Raw genomic sequence first — 24,676 nt, 5'->3', positions numbered from 1 at the left:
ATCTTTCTGTAAATAATCATGTAAATTTTCGTTAGTATCTACTAAAGTCGAGCATCCGTTACGATGTGTAGAGAGATTCCATTTTTCATAACCCCAAACTTTTTCGCTATAAAATGGATTTAATTTTATAATTTTTGTCATACTAGAATCCCCCTTGTTCAGATAATTGCTTAAACCAGTGACCACTCTTTTTAATCGTCCGTTTTTGCGTCGTTAAATCCAGTGAAATTAATCCATATCGGTTTTTATACGAATTACACCATGACCAGCAATCAATAAACGTCCACAGATGATATCCTTTGCAGTTGGCCCCCTCTTGAATCGCTTTATGTAACCATGCTAAGTGATCCTGAATAAACTCAATACGGTAATCATCCTCAATCATTCCATCGGCATTTAGAAATCGTTCTTCCCCTTCAACTCCCATCCCATTTTCAGATATATAAAATGGAATATTACCATAATTATCTCTTATATTAAGACAGATATCATAAATCCCTTTTTCGTAAATTTCCCATCCACGATGAGGATTCATTTTACGACCTGGCATCTTATAATAGTCAAAGAACCAATCTGGCATAAAGATGTCTTTATTAACTTCACTTTCTTTTGCTTTAATTCGACGAGGTTGATAATAATTTACCCCTAAATAATCAACTGTGTTATGTTTAATAACCTCTAAGTCTTCTGTTTCATATTGAGGTAATACATCATGTTCCTTTAATAATGAAACTAAATCTTTTGGATACTCTCCTTTAACTGATGGATCTAAGAAACTATTATTAAAGAATAAATCCGCAATATGTGCAGCTTTAACATCATCAGGATTTTCAATCGAACGTGGATAAGACGGTGTTAAATTTAAAACAACCCCGATTTGGCCATCTAAATTTAAGCTTTTATAAACTTCTATTGCTTTTGCACTCGCTAACATCGTATTGAAGGCGACTTGAATCCCGCGTTTTCCATCCATGACATTTGGATAATGCCAATTATATAAATAACCCGCTTCAACCGGAACAATCGGCTCATTAAATGTGATCCAGTGTTTAACACGATCTCCAAATAATTCGAAGCAGACCTTAGCATACTCAGCATAAGCCTCTACAACCGCACGATTTTCCCATCCACCCATTTCTTGCATAGTGGCTGGCATATCAAAATGATATAAATTCATAAATGGCTCAATACCATTTTCAATTAACTCATCGATAACATTATTATAAAAATCTACTGCCTTTTGATTTACTCGACCAATCCCATCAGGAATTAAACGACTCCATTGAATCGATGTTCTAAATGAGTTATGCCCCGTCTCTTTTAATAACTGAATATCATCTTTATAGTTAGCATAAAAAGTCGATGTATCTTTTGGTCCAACTTGATTATGGAATTTTTCTGGTTCAATTTGAAACCAATAGTCCCAAATAGATTGCCCTCTTCCATCTACATCAGCACCTCCCTCACTTTGCGGTCCTGAAGTTGCCGTTCCCCACCAAAAATCCTTGGGAAATACATACTTTAAACTCATACTAGTCCACCTCTTTATCCTTTAATTAGTTCTCCATAAAAGACTAACCCTATGTTAGCTAGCATCATTATAGCACTTTCATTTTTAATTCTTTAGTGAACAAATCTCATAAACAGTGGACTTTTATTAGACAGTTTTATAACTAATAACAACAAAATAAACCCGATTAAATCGATGGGGATTTAATCGGGTTTAAACGTTATTTATTCTACAATTTTATAGTATGTTTTAGCTGTTAAATTAAAGATTAATGCATAGATACTAGCAAAGATGACAATCGTTCCAATCGTAGCTGCTAAAAAAAGTTGGGTATTCATCAATCCGAACAAAGCGAGTAACTTTGTAATAATCGGGAAGGCAAACGCAATATGAATCATCATGAAGATAAGTGGTAAGAAAAAGACCATTAAAATTTGAACACGAATCGTTTTTCTAATCTCTTGTTTACTCATCCCCACACGTTGCATAATTTCAAAACGCTCTTTATCATCGTAACCTTCTGAAACCTGTTTATAATAAATAATCAATACAGTTGCCATTAAGAAGAGCGTTCCAAGGAAAATTCCTAAGAAAAATAATCCACCATACGTCATCAAAAAATCAGCTCGACTCGATGCTGCCCCTGAAACATACGCATCAATGGAATTCAATCTAAATTCAGTGTTTAGGGAATCTACAAACTCTACTGATACTTCATCTGTGTTATCCACATTAAATCCTACACTATAATACACATCCTCTTCGCCAAAAATTTGAATATCATTGACGATTAAAAGATAGACTGGAAAAAGTGAATTTTCTTGTTTGGGTTGAAAACTGACTTCATCAAATTCCTGCTTAATCTGATATACCTGATTATTAATCATTATTGAATCTTTTCCATACGTTCCCGATATTGAAAAGATTAGAACCTCATCAACACTCAACTGAATATCAGTTTGTTCTAATCGATTAAAATCATCGATTGAGATAAATCCAAATGAATAACTATCAGAACTTATATTTTGGCCTAAAGCATAGTTTCCGTCTTTTAACGTCGCCATCATCGATTTACTTTTATAATGAAACTCATCTTTAAGCTTTATCTGATATTCATTAACTTTATCATCTAATATTTGATTTATACGATTAATCTTTTCATCATTGACATCATTTCCTCGAAGGAAAACATCCTGTGGATATTGAGTATGTAACGATTCTTCCATCCCAACATACAGTGAAACCGTTGTAGATAACATGACAATCACAGCCGTACTTAAAATACAAATATTCGCTAATCCTTTAGCATTTTGTTTCATACGATACATCATGCCTGATATCGCAATAAAGTTATGTTTTTTATAATAGATTTTCTTATTTTTTCGAAGTAGTTTTAACACCACAATACTTCCAGCTGTAAATAGTTCATACGTCCCAATCATGACAAAGATAACAGCGACTAAAAACAAAGGAATAGCAGCAAGAGGCGTCTCAACAGATAAAGCAATCCCATATCCAATTCCTAACGAAAGAACACCAATGATGGCACTAATCCATTTTGTTTTCGGTTCTTTTTCCCCAACCTGTCCACCTTTTAATAGCTCAATTGGTTTAGACATCCAGATTTGAACTAAGTTACAAATCAACGTCAGAATGAAGATAAGACTAAAACATTGCGCTGTAAATTCAATAGATGCCATATCTAGTTCAAAGCCTAGTGGAATATCAAATTTTAATAACCTTAGTAGTAGGACGAACATTAATTTATTTAAAATAATCCCCCCGAATAATCCAAATGCTAAACTAATCAACGAGGTAAAGAGGGTTTCGAAAAACAATACCCAAGCAATATGTTTTTTCTCCATCCCTAGCACATTAAATAAACCAAGTTCTTTCTTACGTCGCTTAATTAAAAAACTATTCGTGTACAGTAAGAAGATAACTGAAAAAATGAGGATGACCACAACGCCCATTGATAAAATACTTTGTAAAGACATAGAATTTGGCATATTAAGTAATCCATCATTTAAAGAAATGGCATGCATCACATAGAACATCATCATTGTGCCAATACAAGTCAGAATATATGGCATATACGTTTGCTTATTTTTCTTAATGTTCATCCAAGCAAGTTTAGGATAAAGAAACTTATTCATGAGTTCGCCCCCCAGTAGTCATGACCGTTAGGGAATGAGAAATTTTCTCAAACATCTCCTCGTTTGACATTGAACCTTTATATAATTGATGAAATACCTCCCCATCTTTAATAAACAATACACGATTTGCATGGCTTGCTGCTTTCGTACTATGAGTTACCATGACAATGGTTTGACCAGATTCATTAATAGTCGTGAATAAGTCGAGTAACTGATCCGTTGATTTCGAATCAAGAGCCCCTGTCGGTTCATCTGCTAATATAAGTTCTGGATTTGTAATTAAAGCACGAGCAACTGCCGCCCGTTGCTTTTGCCCACCTGATACTTCATATGGGAACTTTTCTAAAAGTTCTGAAATTCCAAGTGTGTTGGCAATGGGTGTTAATCGTGCCATCATCTCCTTATAGTGAGTTCCTGATAACACAAGGGGTAAGAAAATATTATCTTTTAATGAGAAGGTATCCAGTAAATTAAAATCTTGAAAAACAAATCCTAAATGTTCACGGCGAAATGCCGCCATCTGTCCCTCTTTAATCCCAATAATATTTTTTCCATTTAATAAAACCTCTCCGCTACTCGGTTTATCAAGTGCCGCCAAAATATTTAACAGCGTTGTTTTCCCAGAACCAGACTCTCCCATAATGGCTACATACTCACCGTATTCCACTGAAAAATTAACATCCTTTAACGCCTCAACTTGGTTTCCCCCAAAACGTGTTGTGTACACCTTTTTTAAATGATTCACCTCAAGTAATGACATTGCACGTCCTCCTTTTCTAAACTCGATTATAGTTTTATTATAAGAAAAAAGGAAATGCTCTGCCATTTCATGGTCTTACATTTCCAACTGCTAACCTTACATTGATGTAAGGTTGCTTATTCATACCTTGATTCTTTGCGACTTAAATCAATCATTACCTTAGTTCCAACACCTATTTCAGATGTCACCTCAACATTATGACCTAGTTTATTCAAGATTTTGTGACACAAATAAAGACCAATTCCCGTCGCCTTTTTGTCCATTCGTCCATTATATCCCGTATAGCCTTTTTCAAAAATACGTGGCAAATCCTCTTCGGCGATTCCAATTCCAGTATCTTCAATGACCAACATTTTTGGATTAATAAAATCCATATAAATAGAAATCGTCCCCCTGTTTGTGTACTTTAAAGCATTTGACAATAATTGTTCAAGTACAAACACCAACCACTTTTCATCAGTAATAACAATAGTCTCCATCTCTTGAAACTCAAGCTTTATATTTTTTCGAATAAACTGACTTGCATACTTTCGAATCACCTGCTTCACAAGATCAGACAGCCGATATTTTTGTAACATTAAATCAGCTGACATTTCATCGATTCTTAAATATCCAAGTACCATATCAACATATTGCTCCATTTTAAAAATTTGCTCTAGTAACTCCTTATTTACAGAACTTGGTTCTGTTTGAACTAATAATTTCATCGCTGCAATTGGTGTTTTAACCTGGTGTGCCCACATTGTATAATAATCCATCATCTCAGTTTGCTTATTATCAAATTGAAGTTTAATCTTTAATCGTTCCTCTTGCAGAAGACACAATGCTTGTTGATAATCCTGTTCAATCAATCGATTGGATATAGGTAGCGTCGCTAAATGAACCTCAATTTCCTTTTTGATAACTTGTAATTGCTGATGCTTTTGATAGTAGTTAGAAAAATCAAAGAGACTATAAATAAAAGCGACAAATAACCATAAAAACATAACGTAAAAGATAGCTTCAAAATGAAGATTATAAAGCATAAAAATAATGCATGCGCTGATTAAAAAGGAAACATTCAATAAAATCAGTTTCAACTGATCTTTTATATATGCCACAAAAATTTTCCATTTATTCATCTCTTACTCCTTCTTCAACCACTCATTCCTATTATTTAGAAATACTTATCTTTTATCATCCTTCATCTATTCCACCATATAGCCAATCCCTTTTTTCGTTTTAATAAAGTTTTCTAATCCGATATCATTTAACCTTTTTCTTAAACGAGTCACATTAACGGTTAAAGTATTATCATCAATAAAGCTATCACTTAACCACAGGCACTCCATGATTTCTTCACGACTGACAATTTTACTTTTGTTTTCTAAAAGTAATTGTAATATTTTAAATTCATTTTTGGTTAGTTCAATTTTAGTCTGCTGATATTCAACTGTTGCATCATTCAAATTCAAAATAACTCCCTGATGCTCAATCACATTCAATGTTCCTGAAAAAGAATATGATCGTCTAAGTAAAGCCTGTATCTTCGCCACCATAACCGTTAAATCAAAAGGTTTAGAGATGAAATCATCGCCTCCCATATTCATTGCCATGACGATATTCATATTATCGGACATCGATGAAATAAAAATAATTGGGATTTGAGATAACTTACGCATTTCAGCGCACCAGTGATACCCATTAAAATATGGAAGTGATATATCTAATAAAACAAGATGAGGATTAAAATTGATAAAGTCGTTCATAACCTCTTTAAAATCTGTTACACACTTCACATCATAATCCCACTGAGTTAGCACCTTCTGAAGTGACATAGCAATGGTTTCATCGTCTTCAACAATTAACACTTTATACATAACCGTAACCCCCTTCGATAGTCTAATTATACACAAGTGTCAACAAGTTTAAACTAAAACTTCTAGATTTATCCACATTTTAATTCTACCTATAAGTCTATCCCTCATTTTGCTAACATTAGGCTATAATAAACTTATTAAATATCCTACTCTTTACCATCACTATAATAAGGTGAACATAATGAATCTGAATGAAAAAATTATAGAAGAAATTAAAATCGTTGCAGCAAATTACGATAACATCTCAAAAATTTTACTTTTTGGATCACGGGAACGCGGAGATAATCATTAACAAAGCGATATCGATTTAGCAGTGTATTCAACAGGCTCCATTTCTTTATTTGTTGAAGAAATTAATACAAAGGGCAATACACTTCTAGAATTTGATGTAACTCTTATTTGTTATCTCAAGTACTAAAAGAAGGTATGATAATCTATGAAAAAGTTACAGTATAAATTTACAAACTTGAAAAAAGCGTATGCTCGATTAATAGAAGTTTCTTCTTTTATCTGACGGAAACAATAATATCTTTAATTCAAAGATTTGAATTTACTTATGAACTAACACATAAAACACAACAAGACTTTTTCAAATACTCTGATATCACGTTAGAAGTGACTTTTCCACAAATGATTTATAAAAAATCATACAGTAATAACCTGATTGATGATGAACAACTATGGATTAGACTGCTAGAAGATAAAAATGCAACCTGACATCTTTATAGTGAAGATGCAGCAAATGATATTGCGAATCGTATTGTTTCTGACTATGTTGAGGCTATTGATTGTTTAATTCAAAAGTTAAATAACTTAACTGAAATTGAGAAATAAAAAATTCCCTTGGAGATTAACGCTCCAAGAGAATTTTTTTATTATAATTAGGTTAAATTACTAATTCATTTTTCGTTTTTCAATTAAATATTTTTGAATAAATAATTTATTGGCTAATGAGAGCACAACAGATTGTGCGATTTCTCTTTCAAGAGTGACCGGATCTGGTGTTGAAAGCTCTTGATCACGACGACTAAAAACATATTTTAGAGCATCTTCAAGTTCATCACAGAATAAATCATATGCCACCTCTGTCGGGCAGCTCCCAATTTGATTTTTTATTAACTCACAAATTTCCGTCAGGCTATAGACTTGTTTTAACAAGCACACAACAATTAAATAAGCTAAATGCTTTTCATTGTATCTTCGATTCAATGGCGGAGAAACAACTTTTTGTTTAACATAATTATTGAGCATGGTTGGTGTTAATAATTTTTCTTCTGGATTTAAATTTAAAGGTTTTAACGTCTCTTCGATATAAAGAATCACTTGATCTTTATAAAGAGCAATGCTCGGTAATTCGTTATATCTCGGACAATGAAAATCTAAAATATCTTTTAGCTCAGTTTCTTCAATATACATTATGATAACTCTTCCTATCTCTTAACCTAAAATTTCATATTTTTTAATAACTTGAATGGCAACACAGTTTGGTCCACCTTGAGTTGTAAACACTGGGGTTAACATCATGATTTCTGTTTCAACATTTTCAATATTTTTAATTATAACGTCTTTAGCTATATTTGCCAACTCTTCATTGCAAGCATGCGTAATATAAATTTTATACTGTTCATTTACACCCATTTCTTTGTAGCAATCACAAATTTCTTGAATAGCTTTTTTGAAGGTGCGTTTAGTTGCGAACTTATCTAATCGCGTACTATCTTCTGATAATGTCATAACAGGAACTAATTTAATTAATCCACCGATTTTTCCTACAAGAGGAGATAAACGTCCCCCTCGTACTAAATAATCAAAGTCATTAGGAATTAAGAATGATTTTGAAGTTTGAATTAATTTTTCTAGTTCTTCTATAATTTCTGCTTTTGTTTTATTTGCCTGTGCTAATTTAACCGCCACTTCAACTAAGTAACGTTGTGGTCCACAAAGTGTTCGTGAATTAATGACAGTAATATTTTCAGCATGATCAACCATTGTACGTGCTGTACAAGCTGAATTATAAGTTCCTGATAATCCATCAGCTAATGTAATATTGATAATTTCATCTTCAGGATATTGATTATAAACATCCACCACTTCTCCAATTGATGGTTGTGATGAAATAGGTAAATGTCCTTCATTGATAATTTTAACAAATTCCTCTGTTTGAATTTCAACTAATTCTTTGTAGCTTTTATTATTAATCGTTACACTTAACGGTGTTACATCAAAGTTGTGTTTTTTTGCTTCTTTAACTGAATAAAGTGTTGATGAGTCTGAAATAATTCTAATCATATTCTGTTCCTCCAAATTAAAAAGTCACACTCTCTAAAACATATAGTATTAAATACTATATGTTTTAGAGTAACACTTTAAATTAAGTTTGTCAATCAAACTATTGAGGAGATTCTGTAAAATATAAAGCGTTGTCAAATATAAACAAAAAAGGGCGAAATAATTTCACCCAGGATGTTGATAATAACGACCGTCATTTTTTTATTTAGATATATTGTAATTTAAATCCTTATGAATCTGTTCTTTTACACATTTTAACATAAGTTATCAGCACTATTAATTGTTTTAATTTTAGAATATTGTACAGTGAGTTTATACTCAATTACTTAACAGAATGATAAATGGATAGAAGGTTCTTCTATATAATCTATCCTCTCTTTCGATCGTCACTTTATCCAATGTTGAAATTTATCAAAACTTCGCCATACGCAACACTAATAGGCTACTTACAAGGTTTAGATTCGTAAAGAAGATGATTTATTTGAACTGGTATACCGATCAATTGTTTCAAATTTATACCCTTTTGAAATCCACAACGGTATAACATCTTTTAATGCCTCAATCGTGTGAATTGGAGCACGATTCTTTCCCCTTCCATCATGTAGACAAATAATATCGTTTGCTCTTGTTCTTTCAATTAATTTAACTTTAATCATTTGACTTGTATTTTTCTTTCGCCAATCCTCAGCCATCACATGCCAGATGATTAGTCGTAATCTATAGCGATGTAATTGCACTAACGTCATCCAATTAATTAATCCCCATGGTGGCCGATAATACCTTACATTAATACCTAAATCTTTCATAACTTCTATTCCTTTATCAAAATCTTTCTTCATATAAGATGGTGCTTTCCATAAAGCATTTTTATGTTCATAAGAATGAAAACCAATTAAATGTCCTTCTTGTTGAATCCGTTTAATTAGATCATGATTTTCTAAAGCAAACCGTCCTACTACAAAAAAAGTAGCTTTTACTTGATACTTTTTTAATAGATCTAATAATTGTGGTGTATAAAAATGATCTGGTCCATCATCAAACGTTAAATAAAGTGTATGCCCATTTGTTTTCTTAAAAATTAATCTTTTCATTCTAACCCAAATAGATGGAATAACACCATACCCCAAAATACCTAATAAACCTATCCAAATGACTTTTTTTCTCAACATCTTCACCTCTATTTTGGATATATTAAAGGGGACTAGAGTTGATAAAATGGTTTTTAATATTTTTCATATTATCTTTCATTCTTTGTTGATCTTCCCTATTTTCGAGTAACTCTAAGATGTCTCTAGTAACCTCTTGTCTCTTACTTGACCATATAACTCTTCCAATACGGGCCTCTTCAATATATTTTGCATTTTCAATCTCCTGTATTAAAAAAGGATTAATAATATAAAGTGGTGTTTGTGTATGAATGGCTTCAAACATCGTAATCCCACCTGACTTCGTCACTAATAAATCAGCACGTTTCATATAATCTGCAACATGATTGGTAAAGCCAATAACTTCAATACTCGGAAACTTTTTTTCACTCTACTACAAAGTTTTGTATTATGCCCTGTAATCATGGTTAATTTAATATCTTCTCGCCTTGATAACTGTTTTAAAAAATGATCTGGTGATGAAATCAATCCTAGTCCCCCACCCATAATTAACACTTCACGTTTTGCTAACCTCTTGTCTTTTTTCTCTTGTGAAGGGCCTTTAAAGCATTGCTTAACCGGAATGCCACAAACCTTAATTTTTGAAGCTGATACACCCTTTTGAAGTAAATCTAATTTAGTTTTTTCTGCTCCTACAAAATAAAAATCTGTTTGAGAGGCTATCCATTCTTCATGCACCATGATATCTGTTATATACGTATAGAGTGGAATATCATCTTGCTTCATCTCTTTATATGTTGAAATATATTGCGGACATACTGGGCAAGTCGTAATAATAAAATTAGCTTCGTACATCTTTAACATCTGCTCAATCTTATGCGTCATAATAGTCTTAAAAGGCATATGACTATATCTATCTGTTATTTTGTTAAACATATTATAGATGAAGGCACATTTCGTGACCATAAAGTTAAATCCACCATAAATCCATTTATTGAGATGAGGGAATAAATAGTCAATAACATCTACGACATGAATCGTTGCATGAGGATACGTTAATAAAATTTCCTCTCGAATAGCTTCTGACACCGAGACATGTCCTATTCCAAACTTGGCTGTTAAGATTAGAATATTCAAACTATCACTTCCCTTCAATCGATACGATATATGTAAGTCCAGATAAGTTTTATACACCCTCAAAACTTTTATTTTCCCTACTAGTGGAGGAAAGATACGATTCGCAACCTCATCCGTAGCGCAGGGGACCCATTCCCTACTGGTGGAGGAAAGATACGATTCGCAACCTCATCCGTAGCGCAGGGGACCCATTCCCTACTGGTGGAGGAAAGATACGATTCGCAACCTCATCCGTAGCGCAGGGGACCCATTCCCAAAAATATGATGGACTGTAACTGTTCTTAGATATGTAGATTTCCTAGCGTTTTGCGTACAAAACACTCCTCAACTATTAGGCAAAAACGTAGATTAAACCTAATAAAGAACGTTGCAAAAGATGTGAGGAACTAAACTTTTGTATTAGTTTTTCCAATCTATTCTCTATTTAAGCGCAAAAAACAAAAAAAGACGACTCTTGTCGAAATAACAAAAGTCACCTTTTAAAATTTTTATTCTGCTTTTATTAAAGAAGCTTTAACTTCAAGTGTATGCTCCACATAATCTGTAATAATATTATCTACACCTAATTCCATTAAACGCTTCGTTTCATTTAAATTATTAACGGTCCAAGCAAAAACTAATTTTCCATGACGGTGAATATCTGCAACTAAATCAGCTGTAATAAAACTTGATTGCAGACTAAATACATCTGCATACTTCATCTCACTCACATCACCGTAAAGGGCTGATGTAATATATCCTGTCATAATTTCGTTATTATATTCTTTAACTCGTTTTATTGCCTCATAGTCGGCTGCTGTAATCACAATATCCTCAAGCATGTCATGGCTTGCTACCATATCGACAACCAGTCTTCCTAAATCCTCCTCAGACGATTTCAATTCAATATTTAGTTTGGCACGACCTGCACATAACTCTAAAGCTTCTTCAAGTGTTGCGATATGTGTTCCCTCGAAAATATCATCAAATGATGCTCCAAGATCAATCGTGGATAACTCATCATATGTTAAATCACTTATTTTTTTCTTTATTCCTGCCATTCTTTTGAGTGTTCGGTCGTGAAAGAGTACTAACACCTCATCTTTCGTTTTTTGAACATCAACTTCAATATAATCTGCCCCATGCTCAATTGCTAACCCAATCGCGGGCATTGTATTTTCAGGCGCCATTGCTGAATAACCACGATGAGCTGTTATTTCAGTCTGTCTGATAAGGGATAATGTCTCAAACGTATCTTTATAAATATTAGACCCCATCATCAATCCAGCACCAATGAAACAAAAACAACATAGAATAAAGATACTCATTACTTTTTTGGAAGAATCTAAATTTATATTCCTCCAACCTGGCACGCCAATTCTTTTCTCATGTAACCAATGATAATAGCTGGCACTTATTTGACAATACTGGGCTGGAATCAAAAAGATGGTCATTAATAAAATTAAACTCATAAAAACAATAATCTTGACTGTAAAAATCCAAATAGAAAACTGATTTAAAGTTTCAGTTAACAAAGCCATCATACCAAATCCAACTGTTTCAAGTAATAAAACGGACACAATGACGGTTGCATACCATAAAATTACCCTTACTACACTATTTAAAAATCGATGATGTGTCATTTTAACGCTCGCCTGAATAGATGAGCTTAAACTTAAATCCGATAAATTGTACCAATGAGGACAATACATCCATCTTACACATCCGATTGAAAACAACACCCCAACAATCAAAAATAAAATCATCCATAATCGATTCGAGACAATATAGTCATTTACCACACCCGTCAGTGTTAATTTTGGAAAATAGCTTCCTCGAATATTAAAATAAAACATTAAAATTCCCATTACTGCAATCAGTGCTATCACCAGATTTGTTTTAATTAACTTGAAAAGTGACTTCAAGGATAAATAAAATAGATCAAACCACGATATTTTTACCCGGTGATACGATGCATGAAAAGCGTACACTAAACCACTAATTTCACAAAACAACAGTAATGTAAAAAAACCAAGCAATAAAAAAATAATAATCAAAGTAGATGGTCGTAATAAATACGACATAAAATTTTCAACTGTAATAAATCCATAACCACTCATATAAACTGATAACCTAAATAAAAGAAGTAAAATCGGTGTATAAATCATCCATGACATCAGCTTAAATAGCAGTTCAAATAAGAGAATCCCTTTAAAATTATACTTAAATAAAGCAAATGCATTCTTGAGTTCTAGCCCCATTGTTTCAATCCCTCTTTACCTAATAAACTATAATTTCAATGACTATAATAAATAGTATTAATTAACAAATATCACAAATGATGTAATAAGTAAAATAAATTTATGATGATCCTCTTTACTTACACCAAACCTGTATGATTTGACATGAAAATAGTAACTGATTGACCACCGCATAATCATCCAAATCTAAATGAAAGAGCTCTTTAATTTTTAATATCCGATAGTTAATGGTATTACGATGCAGATACAGATAATTTGAGGTTGCTTTTATACTTTGTTTCATTCTTAAATAAACATTTAGTGTATTTAAATAGTCTGTTTCAAACTTTTTATCATATTCATAAATGTTTAAAACTGTTCGATGACAAAAATATAGTAATTCTTCTCTTGGAATCTGCCTTAGTAAATCATAAATTTTAACCTGTTCATAAAACACATATCTATCAAAATCATCTAACAAATACTTACGATTCTCATAAGCACTAATCGCCTGATTCTCATACCGTTTAAACTCAAATAACTCATAAAAAACATCGCTAATGCCAAGAATCAACTGTTTAAACTTTAAATAATCATTTAGCTCCTTATTAAATAAGCCCGCCCTCTCCTCCACCAAAATAATCAAAATTTTATCCACAACAATAATGGTTGAACCGGGAAAATGGGATAAAAGTTCATGCTTAAAATCATCTTCATCTGCATTATAGGATAAAAAATCGTTTAAATCTGAGCATAATACTCGATATGTCGACGTCATCTTTAAATGACTAAATTGAACCCGTTCATAAAGATGAATACGATTAATATAGTTGTCACGTCGTAATTCTAATAAAATATCTTCATTTTGAAGCCGATCACTTGGTGGCATTAATTTTTGTTGGATTAGAAGTTCCTTTGCTAACACTTGGCTAACGAAGTAGTAACATTCCTCATCTAAATCATCAAAATCATGTTTTACTTCCGTAATATTAAGATACCCTAGTAATTGATGATTAATCTCAAGTTTATAAAAACGACGTCTTCGTTCATTGATTTGATCAACCGTCATGCATTCATATTTTCGATTCTTATCTTTTAATGTGTGCCAATGATTTAACGTCGTGGCAAATTCAAGGGTAATATAACCTCTACTAACTGCATTGTTCCAAATCAAATCATCTATTTTAATACAGGAAGAATGAGCAATAATATTGTAAGAATTATTAATAATAACCAGTGGGTTATTTAAATACTTCGCAGCTTTATCGACCACTTGTTCAAACGATTCTCCTTGCAAAATGGATTGTATTAATTCCTCTTTCACATTCTCTCTCCTTTGTGCTAGTAGCCTAATACCTCATCTACTTTCTAGGCTATGCTCACATTTTCCGTTTATGCCTTCAGTGCTATAATGTTAGCGTAAGTTAATTAATGATTTTTTTCACAAAAATGAGGGGGGCTTGTAAAATGTTTAATTTCAAAGGTAAAACAATCTTAGTAACGGGTGGAGCTCAAGGAATTGGGAAAGAAACTGCAAGAGGAATTGTTGAAGGTGGCGGACATGCCGTTATTTTAGATATTAACGAGGCAGTCGGATTAGCAACGGCAGAGGAACTTGGAAATGCTTCTTTTTATAAAATCGATCTTGGAGACTGCGATAATATCCGTTCAGTTATTTCAACTGTCTTAAATGATTTTGATCGAGTACACGGTTTAATCAACGTCGGAGGTGTGATTTCAAAATTACCATTTCAAGAAATTAGTGATGCAGAATGGGAAAGAACCATTCGTATTAATTTGACCGGTACTTTCACCACTTGTTCAGCTATTTATCCTTATTTTATTGAGAAAAAAGGGGGACGCATCGTTAATGTTTCATCTGTAGCTGGAAAAATTGGAGGAGGCTTGCTTGGAACAGCAGCCTATGCTTCTTCAAAAGCTGGGGTTAATGGCCTAACAAAGGCTATCGCTAAGGAAGGTGGAAAATACGGAATTAGTTGTAATGCTGTTTGCCCATCATTTACTCATACGGCAATGACAAAAAGTTTATCTGAAGATGCACAGAAAAATGCAAAAGTTATTGGTATGATTCCACTTGGGCGTGCTGCTGAACCCGTTGAGATTGCTCAAATGATTTTGTTCTTTGCTTCTGATGCAGCAAGCTTCGTTAACGGTGAGATTGGGGACTGTGATGGTGGTATTGTATTAGACTAATCGGAGGGGATCATAATGGCAAAACTAAAATACAAACGATTTCCGGGAGACACGATTGTTGTCCCAATGCTAATTGGCGTTTTACTAAATTCATTCGTTCCTCAAGTTTTAGAAATTGGGGGATTCTTTACAAATGCTGTGCATGGAACAGGTGCTTTGGTTGGAATCTTCCTATTCTTTTTAGGAGCCAGTATTGATATTAAAAGTACACCACGCGCTATAAAAAAAGGGGCCGTTGTCATTGTCACTAAAGTATTAATGTCAGTTTTGTTAGGGCTTGGGGTGGCCTTCCTATTCAATGACAATTTCTTAGGATTGTCAGCTTTAGCTATTATTAGTGCCATCTCTGTTGCAAACAACGCACTTTATTCAGGGATTGTAGCACAGTACGGTGACGATTCTGACAAAGGGGCTGTAGGAATTACATCTTTAAGTGTCGGACCTACTGTTACGATGATTGCTCTAAGTTCTGCTGGCCTTGCAAGTATTTCAATCTGGCCAATCATCGGATCGATTTTACCGCTTATCCTTGGATTAATTCTAGGAAGTTGCTCGCCATGGCTTAAGAAAAATCTAAGCGCTGGGGTGACTCCAAGTATTATCGTCGTTGGATTTGCACTTGGTTGTGGAATGTCGATTCAGCAATTATTCCAAGGTGGGTTATCTGGAATTTTACTTGGATTAATTACGGTCTTTATTGTTGGGGCTATTACAATTGGAGCTGATAGATTAACAGGTGGTTCAGGAATTGCCGGAGCTTCAATTTCAAGTACTGCAGCCAGTGGCGTTGCTAATCCTGCCGCTTTAGCAGCGGTTGATCCAACTTATGTCTTAATTGCTCCTGTTGCTACCGCTCAAGTTGCTGCTTCAGTCATCATTACAGCCTTTTTAACACCAATGCTCACAAGCTTTGTTGCCAAACAAAATGAGAAAAAAGCTCAAAAGACGGTTTAACAACCGTCTTTTTCAATGAAAAAAAATAATGATCAACAATAGCAATATTCATGAAAGACTTGGACATAATAAAGTTGATATTATATCAGGAGGTTTCATGATGAATAATAAACAAGCTCAATTTTTAGACTATATTTTAAAACGCGTTCAAGATGGAAAAGTCGATGAAGCTCAAAAATTAGTCAATGAATGTTTTAAAAAACAAGAAGCAGGAACATTTACACGTGCCGATATTGGTGCCTTTATTCCTCAAATTACAGTCTTAATAAAACCAAACCATGTAGATGAAGTCCACAATGTCTTACATGAATTTGCAGCAAGCTTTAAAACAAATCAAGAATAATCCAAAAAAGTTCAAGACGCTTAACGCATCTTGAACTTTTTAACTATATATAATCACATTTTCTTCACTTCTCTACTTTCATGCTTTCTACGTATTAATTGGTAATAAAAATATTTCAATAACGATAAAAAAACAAGTTATGCGTAAACTAAATGGTATCTAAATATACTAAAGATAGGAGGATTATCATGAACGATAATAAGATAAAGTAATCGATAGAAACTCTGAGTGCAGGATGTAGCGGGCTATCTTGGATTAGTGAGGATCAAAAACATTTTTGGGGGAGAAACTTCGATTTCAATCGCATTGCATCAGATAGCAAAATAACCTTTGTTCCAAGTGGCACAACTTTCTACGCTTGTGGAACAGCTATTGAAAAAAATCTAGATGAATCAACCAAGTTAACCTCTTCATATGGTGTGTTAGGAATGGGATCCTTAATCTTAAAAACAACTCCAACTTTTTTTGAAGGCATTAATGAGAAAGGATTAATGGGGGGGCAACTCTACTATCGTGAGTTTGCTAAATATGCTGATGAAGTGAAGGAAGGAACCATCCCCTTACAACCTATCTTTGCCGTTACTTACTTCTTAAGTATGTGTGCTACCGTCGAAGAAGTCATTTCAAAATTAGAAAATGATGTTACACTTATCGCAAAGCCTGTCTTCGGGGATATCCGTTATACTCACTGGATGTTTAGTGACCGTACAGGAGAAACCATCATCATTGAACCTGATGTAGATAAACTGAAGATTCACCGACATTCAATGGGCGTCTTAACAAATAGTCCAAATTACGATTGGCATCGTACCAATTTATTAAATTACTGCAATATACGAAGTCTCGATTATTCAAGCGTTACACTGAATGACGATACGATTGAAGCCTGTTTCTCAGGGAGCGGAGCAGCTGGACTGCCAGGAGATTTTAGCTCGCCATCTCGATTTACACGTTTAGCCTTCCTCAAAAATTACGCCTGCAAAGGAAAAAATGAAACCGAAGCTGTTACCTATATGTTCCAAACATTTAAAAACGTTCAATTTCCAATGGGGATCGTTGAAGTTGGCGAAGATAAAACCATTACGGAGCATGATAGTGGCGTCGTTTTATTTGATTACACGATTTACACTGCCGTTATGTGCTCTGAATCTCTTCGCTATTACTGGGTAAGCTACCAAAACATGCGTATTCAATGTGTGGATATGAACCCATTAATTGAGAAAAAACAAGCTGTTCAATTCGAATTAAATCCTGTAAATGACATCAAATATCTTAATTAATACAAAAAGAGCCTCTTTAGACAATCCTAAGAGGCTCTTTATTTGTTTAAAAGATTTCAAGACTCTCAAATCTTCATCGATAAATTTTTCTCATGAGACATACCTTATTCAAAATTATTCAATAACGCCACCTTCAACCACAATATTATCAGGCGTTGCCGCATCACCATAAACTGGCGCTAATGTTTCTTCATAATCGGCATGGAAGAAATCCTCTTTTCCAAGCTCTACAATCTCATTATTTAACCAGTCTAATAACTCATCATTGCCTTTTTGGACAGCTGCTGCAATCGTATCAATACTTCCTAATGATTCAACTCCAACACTAAATCCTTCATTTTCAAGTGCCCATGCTAATACTTCTGTATTATCAGTCGAAAGAGCATCTCCACGACCATCGAGTAGCGCATTATAGGCTTCACTATATTGATCAAATTTTAATAAATTTACATTTGGATAATTTTCAGTAAAATAAGTTTCTGCTGTTGTTCCTTTACTAACAATGAGCGTTTTCCCATTTAATTGTTCGACATCTGTAATTAACGCATCATCTGGAGAAACAACTCCTAGTGCCACTTTCATATAAGGTAAAGTAAAATCTACTTTTTCTTTTCTTTCCTCAGTCACTGTAAAGTTTGCCAAGATAATATCCACTTTATTAGACACTAAATATTCAACACGACTTGCCGCTTCAACCGGTACGTACTCAACTTCTACGCCAAGGTCTTGTGCAATTCGATTCCCAAAATAAACATCATAACCTTGATAATCCCCATTCGAATCAACATAACCAAACGGTTTTTTATCACTAAAGACACCAATAATAATTTTTCCACTCTCTTGAATCTCTTCAATACTTCTCGCTTCTGATTGACTAGTATTTGATTCACCGCATGCCCCTAAAATTCCTAACGTTAATAAGAAACTCATGAAACATAAAAAAACTTTTTTCATTCTAAATTCTCCTTTCATTCAAACGTGAACAGATTTAAAAATTGTTTAGCCCGATTCGTTTTAGGATTCGTAAAAAATGTTTCTGGATCACTTTCTTCAATAATCTGTCCTTCATCTAAAAAAATAATTCGATCTGCAATCGCACGAGCAAACTGCATTTCGTGAGTTACAATGACCATCGTACTTCCCTCTTTAGCAAGTGAAAGCATCACATCTAATACTTCTCGTACCATTTCTGGATCAAGCGCAGCCGTCACCTCATCAAATAATAAAATTTCTGGTTTCATACAAAGTGCCCGAACAATCGCAACACGCTGTTTTTGACCACCTGATAGTTGGTGTGGATAAGCATTTTTCTTTTCTAATAACCCCACCCGTTCTAATAATTGCTCTGCTTCTTTTACCACCTCGACCTTATCCCGATTTTGTGCTTTAATAGGACCTAACGTAATATTTTGCAACACATTCAAATGTGGAAATAACTCGTAACTTTGAAAAACCATACCAATTTTTTGTCTAACTAAATGCATCTTTTTATGCTGATTGCTAATCACCTCATCTTCTAATAAAATTTCTCCTGCTTGAATACTCTCTAATCCATTCATACATCGTAGCAATGTACTTTTTCCACAGCCAGAAGGTCCTAAAACGACGACGACCTCCCCTTTTTTTATCTCTAATGACAAATTAGAGAAAATAATCTGATTATCATAACTTTTTGTAATCTGGTCTAGTTTTAATATCGTTGAGCTCATCTCTTCACCTCACTCCTCCCAATGCTTTTCTAGTTTTGTTGCAGCCAATGAAATCGGATAACAGATTAAAAAATAAAGTAGAAAAATAACCCCATATATCCAAAGAGCTGCCGTCGGAACTGTTAGTCGTGAAGCCTCAATAATTTGTTGTCCTACCTTTACGACCTCAACGACTCCAATTAAAACAATTAATGAAGTCGTTTTGATAATACGCGTCACTAAATTAATCGTTTGTGGAAGTAATCGTCTAATCGTTTGTGGAATAATAATATATTGATAAATTTGACGCTGATTCAATCCAATCGCCAACGCTGTCTCATACTGATGTTTTGGGATTGAATCTAAAGCCCCTCGTACTAAATCTCCCATTTCAGCAATTCCCCAAAAAGAAAACACTAAAATAGAGGCCACTTCTCCTGATAAATTAATCCCAAAAGATTTACTCAAACCAAAATAAGCTAAAAACAATAAGACTAACTGTGGAACAATTCGAACCGTATTTAAATAAAGACGACAGATTAGACGAACGACCTTTGTCTTCACTCTCATCAACATCCCCATTACAAGGCCTAAAACAACTGAAATCATCACAGAAATCAAAGAAATTTCTAATGTCACTCCTAGTCCTTGTAACAATCGAATGAAATTTTTTCCTTCAAATAAAACATTAATTCCCCACTCCTCCATAACGCACCTTCTTCTCAATAACACTTAAAATTAATGAAATAGGTAATAACAGTACTAAATACGCAACAACTAACATCAACAAGGACTCGTCAGTTTTATAATAAAGCCCGATTAATCCTTTTGCTACATACATTAAATCTGCTAATGCAACGACACTAAAGACAGATGTTTCCTTGATTAAAAAAATCACATTTGCACTAAAAGCAGGCAGCGAGACTGCTACTGCTTGAGGAAAAATAATATAACATAAGACTTGCCATTTGGTTAAACCAAGGCTCAATCCCGACTCCATTTGAATGTCAGGAATGGACTCGAGTCCACTTCGAAAAGCCTCAGCCATATAACTCCCACCTAAAAAAGTTAATCCAAGTACTCCACATGCATATGAACTTAAAAAGATCCCTAACTTCGGTAATCCAAAATATAGAAAAAATAATTGAATTAATAACGGTGTATTCCTTGAAAGTTCTATATACATCCCAATCACACGTTGTAAAATTGGAATCTTATAATATCGAATTAAACAGCAGATAAATCCAACTAAAGTAGACAATAAGATTCCCAAAAGAGCGATACTCATGGTTAACTTAGCAGCCTCTACATACATCGGTGCATACGTTTTTATAAATTGAAAATCCATTATCTCCCTCCTAACTATAATCCTCTTGATATATAGTATATTAAGCCCAGAAAAATGTTCGTTAAAAATAAGAAAGTATTGAAATTAATCTACAAAAAAGCTCTCAAGAACAATCTTGAGAGCTTTTTTCATTTTTTAAAAGTAATCTGAAAAATAAGGTGTCTGTTGCTCAATCGCATCCTCTAACATATCTAATGTCTTTGAACTACAACTCAAACGACCAATCTTATGAAGATAATCAGGACGCTTATATCCAAGTAACATCGTCGTCATGGTTTGGATATCAATGCGATCCCCTGTTTTCACACTGGTACGTTTGATTTTACCGACACCCTCCGTATCAATACTTAGCGTAAAAGAGCCTTGATTCCACGAAAGAAGCGGATCATCCATTGTAAAAGTCCACTCCCTTGCAATCGTATCTGGCTTAAATGGATATTGTTCAATAAATTTTTCTAAGTCAACAATTCGTGCCATAAAATACGGTGAAATGGTCTCTTTAATATCGGCATCCTCAAGTAAAAAAGCTAATGGTTCATCCGTATACGTATTTCCAATTACTTTTTTTATCATTGAAAAATGGGCACTAATAAAATTCCAAAGTCCCGTCCTTGCTTCCTCATTTATAAAAATCATATCTTTAATATTAAAAATTTCGTCCTTAATAAAATAAAGAATATACCCATCGGCAAACCCTGCTTCATTATAATAAATAGCCGCCATTAAATCGTCACTATCCCATAGAAAATATTCATTCCATGCTAAATCATCACGAAGTAAGGCACCATGAGTTTGATAAGCAAAGCGTTCATATGCTTTTTTAATTTCTTCACTTTCAGCATCCACACGTTCAACTTCCCCACTCACGCGTCGATGCTTAGGCAATTGATAATCATTAATTTCATACACAATCTTATCTGATACAATCTCCCATCCTTTGCGTCTGTAATAAGGAATAGAATACGGATAAAGATAAGAAATAGGTTGGTTATGATTTTTCATATGTTTTAACGCTTCTATTAGTAATTTATGCATCAGTCCTTGGTTCGCATACTCAGGATAAGTTCCAACCCCTGTCACGCCCCCCATATCATATGTCTGATTAAAAATACGGACACGCATCGGATAAATCGCAACTTGCGAAATCAATTGGTCCCGATCAAACCAGCCAATCACATCTGCTCGCTCAAGCGTTGGGGATTTAGCTCGAATCATTTCTTTTTCCTGCCATCCAATTTCTTGAAGTTCTTGGTCTGTCACCTGAAATACATATCTCAGTAATTGATTGTACTGCTCTAAATGCTCTAATCCAACTTTACTCATTTTCAACTGTTTTTTTCTACTCATAAATCCGTCTCCCTTTATTTTTTACTATCTAAATAGCTGTTTAGTCATCCTTATAAATCGTTTTAATCTTTTTAAAATAAAACAATACGATAATCATATTTGTTAAAGGAAAAGCTAAGAACATTCCCTGTTCTGCTGAAATATTAAAAATATTAAATCTTGAAAAAAGAACCGAAAAAACAATAACTAAAGGAATGAGTAAAACAATTTGCCTTACCACCTCTAACTGGCTAGCCTTTGCTTCTTCTTTCGATACTTGCATAAACGTAATCAATGTATAAATGATTCCCATAAATGGAAATCCCGCTACCATAATTCTAAGGATCGGAATCGCAGACTGGATTAAACTCTCATCACTCGTAAAAATCATTAATAACGGTCTCGTCCATAAGAGACTGACTATCGTGATTACCAAAGCATAAATTAAACTATAATTCACAATTTTTTGTTTCGCTATTCTCTCAGATTGATGGTTCTGACGCCCATGGAAATACGCAATAACAGATTGACTCCCCTGTGTTAACCCAATTAATGGTAACAAAATCACCGTATTTATATTATTACAGATGGCGAAGGCTCCAATTGACGAAACATATCCAAGTCCAATTAAACGACGATTAATAACAAAGCCACTGACACTATTAAGAGCTTGCATCAAAAACTGCACAAATCCAATTTTAATAATAGAAATCAAAATCTCTTTCGATGGATTAATAGTTAAATGGACCTTCTTCATCCACAGTTTTTTGTGCATTAAAAATAAAACGGCGCAACTAAAGTAGATGACACTACTTGTTAGTGTAGCAAAGGCAATCCCAATAAATCCAAGTCCTAAAATAAACGTAAAGAGCACGTTAAAGAACACATTACTGAGCGTTGAAATAACCCCGATAATAATTTCCATTTTAGGATAACCAAACACCCTAATCATATTAACTAACATATAACCGAGCGAATTAAAAATATTGAAAATTAGTGCCAAATTTAAATACTGTAAAGCATACCGTCTAACCTCACCACTCGCCCCTAAAACAAATAGCAACGGATCTTGTAATAAAAAAATTAATAGTGAAATAGCAATGCTAAACACTCCACAACCATAAAATCCAATCGTAAACGTTTCATTTACCTTTTCTTGATTCTTTTCACCTAATCGTTTCGAAACGACAATACTTGTGGATACCCCAAAAATCAGTTGAGCTGCTAGTAAGATTTGTAAGATAGGTGTTAAAAGCCCCATTGCTGACAAAGCAATACTACTCATACTTCCAAGGTGCCCCGCAAATGCTGTATCAATCATTGAAACGAATGACTCCAAAACTAAAGAAAAAATAGTTGGAAATGAAAATAGAACAATCAAATGTTGAATTGACTTATTTTCAAACAACTTTTCATGACTCATTGTATAACCCCTTTTTTTGCTAGAAAACTAAAATGCTCACTTTCTAATAATATTATATTCATTGTATTTTTTATTACCAGTTTTTTGACATCTATCATAAAAATCCCACTGACATATCTTTTCAGTGGGATTTTTATTTACTTTTCCTCAACTACTTTACGACCAACAAAATCAGCATATTGTGGTGTTCCTAAATGATAACCACCTGATACCTCCATAATATGCCCCGTTACATAAGAAGAATCATCGCTAGCGAAAAATAGAACCGCATTCGCCATGTCTTCAGGTGTTCCCATGCGATTTAAAGGAACATGCGATAAGAAAGACTTAATAAATTGTTCTGGCATATTATCAAGAGCTGCATCGGTTGCTGTTAAACCTGGTAATACCGCATTACATCTTATATTATAGCGCGCATACTGCATAGCGATTTGTTGAGTTATATTGTTAACGCCTGCTTTTGAAACACCATAACCAATACGAGAAATATCTGGGACCGTTCCACCAATCGATGAAATATTAACAATGCTTCCTTTTCCTTGTTTAATCATATGAGGAATCACCAGTTTAGAGATACGATAAACTGATCCGATATTCGCTTCTAAAATATCAAAAAAAGCTTTCTCATCTCCACTAACTAAATCTAAATCTACTTCCGGTCTTCCAGTTCCAAAATTATTAACTAAAATATCAATCTTACCTTGTTCCCTAATCACTTCTTCTACCATCGTTTCATAAGAATCAATGTTGTAGGCGTCAAAAAAGACAGGCTTCATTTTCAAACCCTCTTTAGCCACTTCATCACAAATTTCTTGAGTGACCTCTAAACGACGAACTCCCATATAAACAATGGCACCCTCACTCGCTAACTTCTTAGCACACGCTAACCCAATACCTCTTGTTGAAGACGTGACAAGAGCTATTGCATTCTCTAATTTTCGCATAAAAAAACCTCCAATCTAATCATTATAATTGATATTATGGAGGTTTTTTATACTCGATTTTTTATAACGTTACTTATATTGACTATCTCATTTCGCAAAGATACAAACTCAGGAGTGATA

25 protein-coding genes are annotated in these 24,676 nt (G+C 33.8%); 6 read left to right on the top strand and 19 right to left on the bottom strand.

The annotated features are described in order from the left end of the window. Window positions 1-142: 142 nt before the first annotated feature. The 5 genes from gmuD to J6D32_RS00175 form a co-directional block, all read right to left on the bottom strand. Window positions 143-1,531, bottom strand: a complete 1,389-nt coding sequence (gmuD, locus tag J6D32_RS00195; protein ID WP_055163845.1) for a 6-phospho-beta-glucosidase GmuD — start codon at window positions 1,529-1,531, stop codon at window positions 143-145. Window positions 1,532-1,734: 203 nt separating this feature from the next. Next, on the bottom strand, window positions 1,735-3,666 hold the full coding sequence (locus J6D32_RS00190; RefSeq protein WP_155229875.1) for an FtsX-like permease family protein: 1,932 nt from the start codon (window positions 3,664-3,666) through the stop codon (window positions 1,735-1,737). Continuing rightward, a complete protein-coding gene (locus J6D32_RS00185; RefSeq protein WP_006784657.1) occupies window positions 3,659-4,426 on the bottom strand; it encodes an ABC transporter ATP-binding protein in 768 nt (255 codons plus the stop codon). The genes J6D32_RS00190 and J6D32_RS00185 overlap by 8 nt, the downstream gene beginning before the upstream one ends. 116 nt (window positions 4,427-4,542) lie before the next feature. Further along, complete coding sequence (locus J6D32_RS00180) at window positions 4,543-5,547, bottom strand: sensor histidine kinase (protein ID WP_009607505.1); 1,005 nt, start codon at window positions 5,545-5,547, stop codon at window positions 4,543-4,545. Window positions 5,548-5,613: 66 nt separating this feature from the next. Then, the gene (locus J6D32_RS00175) at window positions 5,614-6,285 is read right to left on the bottom strand and encodes a response regulator transcription factor (RefSeq protein WP_006784655.1); all 672 of its coding nucleotides are present in this window, start codon (window positions 6,283-6,285) and stop codon (window positions 5,614-5,616) included. 181 nt (window positions 6,286-6,466) lie between these two features. On the opposite strand from J6D32_RS00175, the gene J6D32_RS14100 reads away from it, so the two are divergent. Together J6D32_RS14100 and J6D32_RS14040 are read left to right on the top strand one after the other, a co-directional pair. Continuing rightward, entirely contained in the window at window positions 6,467-6,577 is a 111-nt protein-coding gene (locus J6D32_RS14100; RefSeq protein ID WP_503004011.1) for a nucleotidyltransferase domain-containing protein, read from the top strand. Window positions 6,578-6,741: 164 nt separating this feature from the next. After that, on the top strand, window positions 6,742-7,002 hold the full coding sequence (locus J6D32_RS14040) for a nucleotidyltransferase substrate binding protein (RefSeq protein WP_202966579.1): 261 nt from the start codon (window positions 6,742-6,744) through the stop codon (window positions 7,000-7,002). A 177-nt stretch (window positions 7,003-7,179) separates the two neighbouring features. Here J6D32_RS14040 and J6D32_RS00170 read toward each other — a convergent pair whose 3' ends face one another. The 7 genes from J6D32_RS00170 to J6D32_RS00140 all read right to left on the bottom strand — a co-directional run bounded on the left by J6D32_RS00170 (window position 7,180) and on the right by J6D32_RS00140 (window position 14,360). Beyond that, complete coding sequence (locus J6D32_RS00170; RefSeq protein WP_055163856.1) at window positions 7,180-7,701, bottom strand: DUF1836 domain-containing protein; 522 nt, start codon at window positions 7,699-7,701, stop codon at window positions 7,180-7,182. 21 nt (window positions 7,702-7,722) lie between these two features. Further along, entirely contained in the window at window positions 7,723-8,574 is an 852-nt protein-coding gene (locus J6D32_RS00165) for a DegV family protein (RefSeq protein ID WP_155062173.1), read from the bottom strand. Window positions 8,575-9,029: 455 nt separating this feature from the next. After that, window positions 9,030-9,743, bottom strand: coding sequence for a polysaccharide deacetylase family protein (locus J6D32_RS00160; RefSeq protein WP_230311880.1), 714 nt, complete (start codon window positions 9,741-9,743; stop codon window positions 9,030-9,032). A 22-nt stretch (window positions 9,744-9,765) separates the two neighbouring features. Continuing rightward, window positions 9,766-10,050 (bottom strand): glycosyltransferase, encoded by a 285-nt coding sequence (locus J6D32_RS00155; protein ID WP_006784649.1) that lies wholly within the window; start codon window positions 10,048-10,050, stop codon window positions 9,766-9,768. After that, window positions 10,047-10,817 carry an MGDG synthase family glycosyltransferase gene (locus J6D32_RS00150; RefSeq protein ID WP_055163862.1) on the bottom strand — a complete coding sequence of 257 codons (771 nt, stop codon included), beginning with the start codon at window positions 10,815-10,817 and terminating at the stop codon, window positions 10,047-10,049. Before J6D32_RS00150 ends, J6D32_RS00155 begins: the two co-directional genes overlap by 4 nt. Window positions 10,818-11,305: 488 nt before the next feature. After that, complete coding sequence (locus tag J6D32_RS00145; protein WP_009607115.1) at window positions 11,306-13,057, bottom strand: glycerophosphodiester phosphodiesterase family protein; 1,752 nt, start codon at window positions 13,055-13,057, stop codon at window positions 11,306-11,308. Between the two features lie 115 nt (window positions 13,058-13,172). Beyond that, on the bottom strand, window positions 13,173-14,360 hold the full coding sequence (locus tag J6D32_RS00140) for a PucR family transcriptional regulator (RefSeq protein WP_006784646.1): 1,188 nt from the start codon (window positions 14,358-14,360) through the stop codon (window positions 13,173-13,175). A 143-nt stretch (window positions 14,361-14,503) separates the two neighbouring features. Between J6D32_RS00140 and J6D32_RS00135 the strand changes: the two genes are divergently transcribed. The 4 genes from J6D32_RS00135 (at window position 14,504) to J6D32_RS00120 (ending at window position 17,827) form a co-directional block, all read left to right on the top strand. Beyond that, window positions 14,504-15,250, top strand: a complete 747-nt coding sequence (locus J6D32_RS00135) for an SDR family NAD(P)-dependent oxidoreductase (protein WP_006784645.1) — start codon at window positions 14,504-14,506, stop codon at window positions 15,248-15,250. Window positions 15,251-15,265: 15 nt separating this feature from the next. Continuing rightward, window positions 15,266-16,204: a 2-keto-3-deoxygluconate permease gene (locus J6D32_RS00130; RefSeq protein ID WP_006784644.1), complete on the top strand. Its 939-nt coding sequence runs from the start codon at window positions 15,266-15,268 to the stop codon at window positions 16,202-16,204. A 100-nt stretch (window positions 16,205-16,304) separates the two neighbouring features. Further along, window positions 16,305-16,547, top strand: a complete 243-nt coding sequence (locus J6D32_RS00125) for a hypothetical protein (RefSeq protein WP_229040062.1) — start codon at window positions 16,305-16,307, stop codon at window positions 16,545-16,547. A gap of 215 nt (window positions 16,548-16,762) precedes the next feature. Further along, window positions 16,763-17,827 (top strand): linear amide C-N hydrolase, encoded by a 1,065-nt coding sequence (locus tag J6D32_RS00120; RefSeq protein WP_353734597.1) that lies wholly within the window; start codon window positions 16,763-16,765, stop codon window positions 17,825-17,827. Between the two features lie 114 nt (window positions 17,828-17,941). On the opposite strand, the gene J6D32_RS00115 is transcribed toward J6D32_RS00120, so the two are convergent. The 7 genes from J6D32_RS00115 to hdhA all read right to left on the bottom strand — a co-directional run bounded on the left by J6D32_RS00115 (window position 17,942) and on the right by hdhA (window position 24,556). After that, window positions 17,942-18,781 (bottom strand): cysteine ABC transporter substrate-binding protein, encoded by an 840-nt coding sequence (locus tag J6D32_RS00115; protein ID WP_147633184.1) that lies wholly within the window; start codon window positions 18,779-18,781, stop codon window positions 17,942-17,944. A 14-nt stretch (window positions 18,782-18,795) separates the two neighbouring features. Continuing rightward, window positions 18,796-19,536, bottom strand: coding sequence for an amino acid ABC transporter ATP-binding protein (locus J6D32_RS00110; RefSeq protein WP_006784640.1), 741 nt, complete (start codon window positions 19,534-19,536; stop codon window positions 18,796-18,798). A gap of 9 nt (window positions 19,537-19,545) precedes the next feature. Continuing rightward, window positions 19,546-20,223: an amino acid ABC transporter permease gene (locus J6D32_RS00105; protein ID WP_009606117.1), complete on the bottom strand. Its 678-nt coding sequence runs from the start codon at window positions 20,221-20,223 to the stop codon at window positions 19,546-19,548. Further along, window positions 20,204-20,863, bottom strand: coding sequence for an amino acid ABC transporter permease (locus J6D32_RS00100; protein WP_009606130.1), 660 nt, complete (start codon window positions 20,861-20,863; stop codon window positions 20,204-20,206). The genes J6D32_RS00105 and J6D32_RS00100 overlap by 20 nt, the downstream gene beginning before the upstream one ends. Before the next feature lie 135 nt (window positions 20,864-20,998). After that, complete coding sequence (locus tag J6D32_RS00095; RefSeq protein WP_006784637.1) at window positions 20,999-22,210, bottom strand: GNAT family N-acetyltransferase; 1,212 nt, start codon at window positions 22,208-22,210, stop codon at window positions 20,999-21,001. A 40-nt stretch (window positions 22,211-22,250) separates the two neighbouring features. Next, complete coding sequence (locus tag J6D32_RS00090; RefSeq protein ID WP_155234888.1) at window positions 22,251-23,612, bottom strand: MATE family efflux transporter; 1,362 nt, start codon at window positions 23,610-23,612, stop codon at window positions 22,251-22,253. A gap of 137 nt (window positions 23,613-23,749) precedes the next feature. Next, a complete protein-coding gene (hdhA, locus tag J6D32_RS00085; RefSeq protein ID WP_006784635.1) occupies window positions 23,750-24,556 on the bottom strand; it encodes a 7alpha-hydroxysteroid dehydrogenase in 807 nt (268 codons plus the stop codon). Window positions 24,557-24,676 lie beyond the last annotated feature (120 nt).

Source organism: Turicibacter sp., assembly GCF_017941855.1.
GTDB classification, from domain to species: domain Bacteria; phylum Bacillota_I; class Bacilli_A; order MOL361; family Turicibacteraceae; genus Turicibacter; species Turicibacter sanguinis.
This window is presented reverse-complemented; position numbering and strand designations above follow the sequence as displayed.

Bases quoted from the DNA above. Each gene is read 5' to 3' on its own strand.
- J6D32_RS14100 (WP_503004011.1), top strand. From the start codon at position 6,467: ATGAATCTGAATGAAAAAATTATAGAAGAAATTAAAATCGTTGCAGCA.
- J6D32_RS00100 (WP_009606130.1), bottom strand. From the start codon at position 20,863: ATGGATTTTCAATTTATAAAAACGTATGCACCGATGTATGTAGAGGCT.
- J6D32_RS00170 (WP_055163856.1), bottom strand. From the start codon at position 7,701: ATGTATATTGAAGAAACTGAGCTAAAAGATATTTTAGATTTTCATTGT.
- J6D32_RS00175 (WP_006784655.1), bottom strand. From the start codon at position 6,285: ATGTATAAAGTGTTAATTGTTGAAGACGATGAAACCATTGCTATGTCA.
- gmuD (WP_055163845.1), bottom strand. From the start codon at position 1,531: ATGAGTTTAAAGTATGTATTTCCCAAGGATTTTTGGTGGGGAACGGCA.
- J6D32_RS00130 (WP_006784644.1), top strand. From the start codon at position 15,266: ATGGCAAAACTAAAATACAAACGATTTCCGGGAGACACGATTGTTGTC.
- J6D32_RS00190 (WP_155229875.1), bottom strand. From the start codon at position 3,666: ATGAATAAGTTTCTTTATCCTAAACTTGCTTGGATGAACATTAAGAAA.
- J6D32_RS00160 (WP_230311880.1), bottom strand. From the start codon at position 9,743: ATGTTGAGAAAAAAAGTCATTTGGATAGGTTTATTAGGTATTTTGGGG.
- J6D32_RS00185 (WP_006784657.1), bottom strand. From the start codon at position 4,426: ATGTCATTACTTGAGGTGAATCATTTAAAAAAGGTGTACACAACACGT.
- J6D32_RS00105 (WP_009606117.1), bottom strand. From the start codon at position 20,223: ATGGAGGAGTGGGGAATTAATGTTTTATTTGAAGGAAAAAATTTCATT.
- J6D32_RS00125 (WP_229040062.1), top strand. From the start codon at position 16,305: ATGAATAATAAACAAGCTCAATTTTTAGACTATATTTTAAAACGCGTT.
- J6D32_RS00145 (WP_009607115.1), bottom strand. From the start codon at position 13,057: ATGGGGCTAGAACTCAAGAATGCATTTGCTTTATTTAAGTATAATTTT.
- J6D32_RS00180 (WP_009607505.1), bottom strand. From the start codon at position 5,547: ATGAATAAATGGAAAATTTTTGTGGCATATATAAAAGATCAGTTGAAA.
- J6D32_RS00135 (WP_006784645.1), top strand. From the start codon at position 14,504: ATGTTTAATTTCAAAGGTAAAACAATCTTAGTAACGGGTGGAGCTCAA.
- J6D32_RS00110 (WP_006784640.1), bottom strand. From the start codon at position 19,536: ATGAGCTCAACGATATTAAAACTAGACCAGATTACAAAAAGTTATGAT.
- J6D32_RS00090 (WP_155234888.1), bottom strand. From the start codon at position 23,612: ATGAGTCATGAAAAGTTGTTTGAAAATAAGTCAATTCAACATTTGATT.
- hdhA (WP_006784635.1), bottom strand. From the start codon at position 24,556: ATGCGAAAATTAGAGAATGCAATAGCTCTTGTCACGTCTTCAACAAGA.
- J6D32_RS00115 (WP_147633184.1), bottom strand. From the start codon at position 18,781: ATGAAAAAAGTTTTTTTATGTTTCATGAGTTTCTTATTAACGTTAGGA.
- J6D32_RS00095 (WP_006784637.1), bottom strand. From the start codon at position 22,210: ATGAGTAGAAAAAAACAGTTGAAAATGAGTAAAGTTGGATTAGAGCAT.
- J6D32_RS00155 (WP_006784649.1), bottom strand. From the start codon at position 10,050: ATGAAACGTGCTGATTTATTAGTGACGAAGTCAGGTGGGATTACGATG.
- J6D32_RS00165 (WP_155062173.1), bottom strand. From the start codon at position 8,574: ATGATTAGAATTATTTCAGACTCATCAACACTTTATTCAGTTAAAGAA.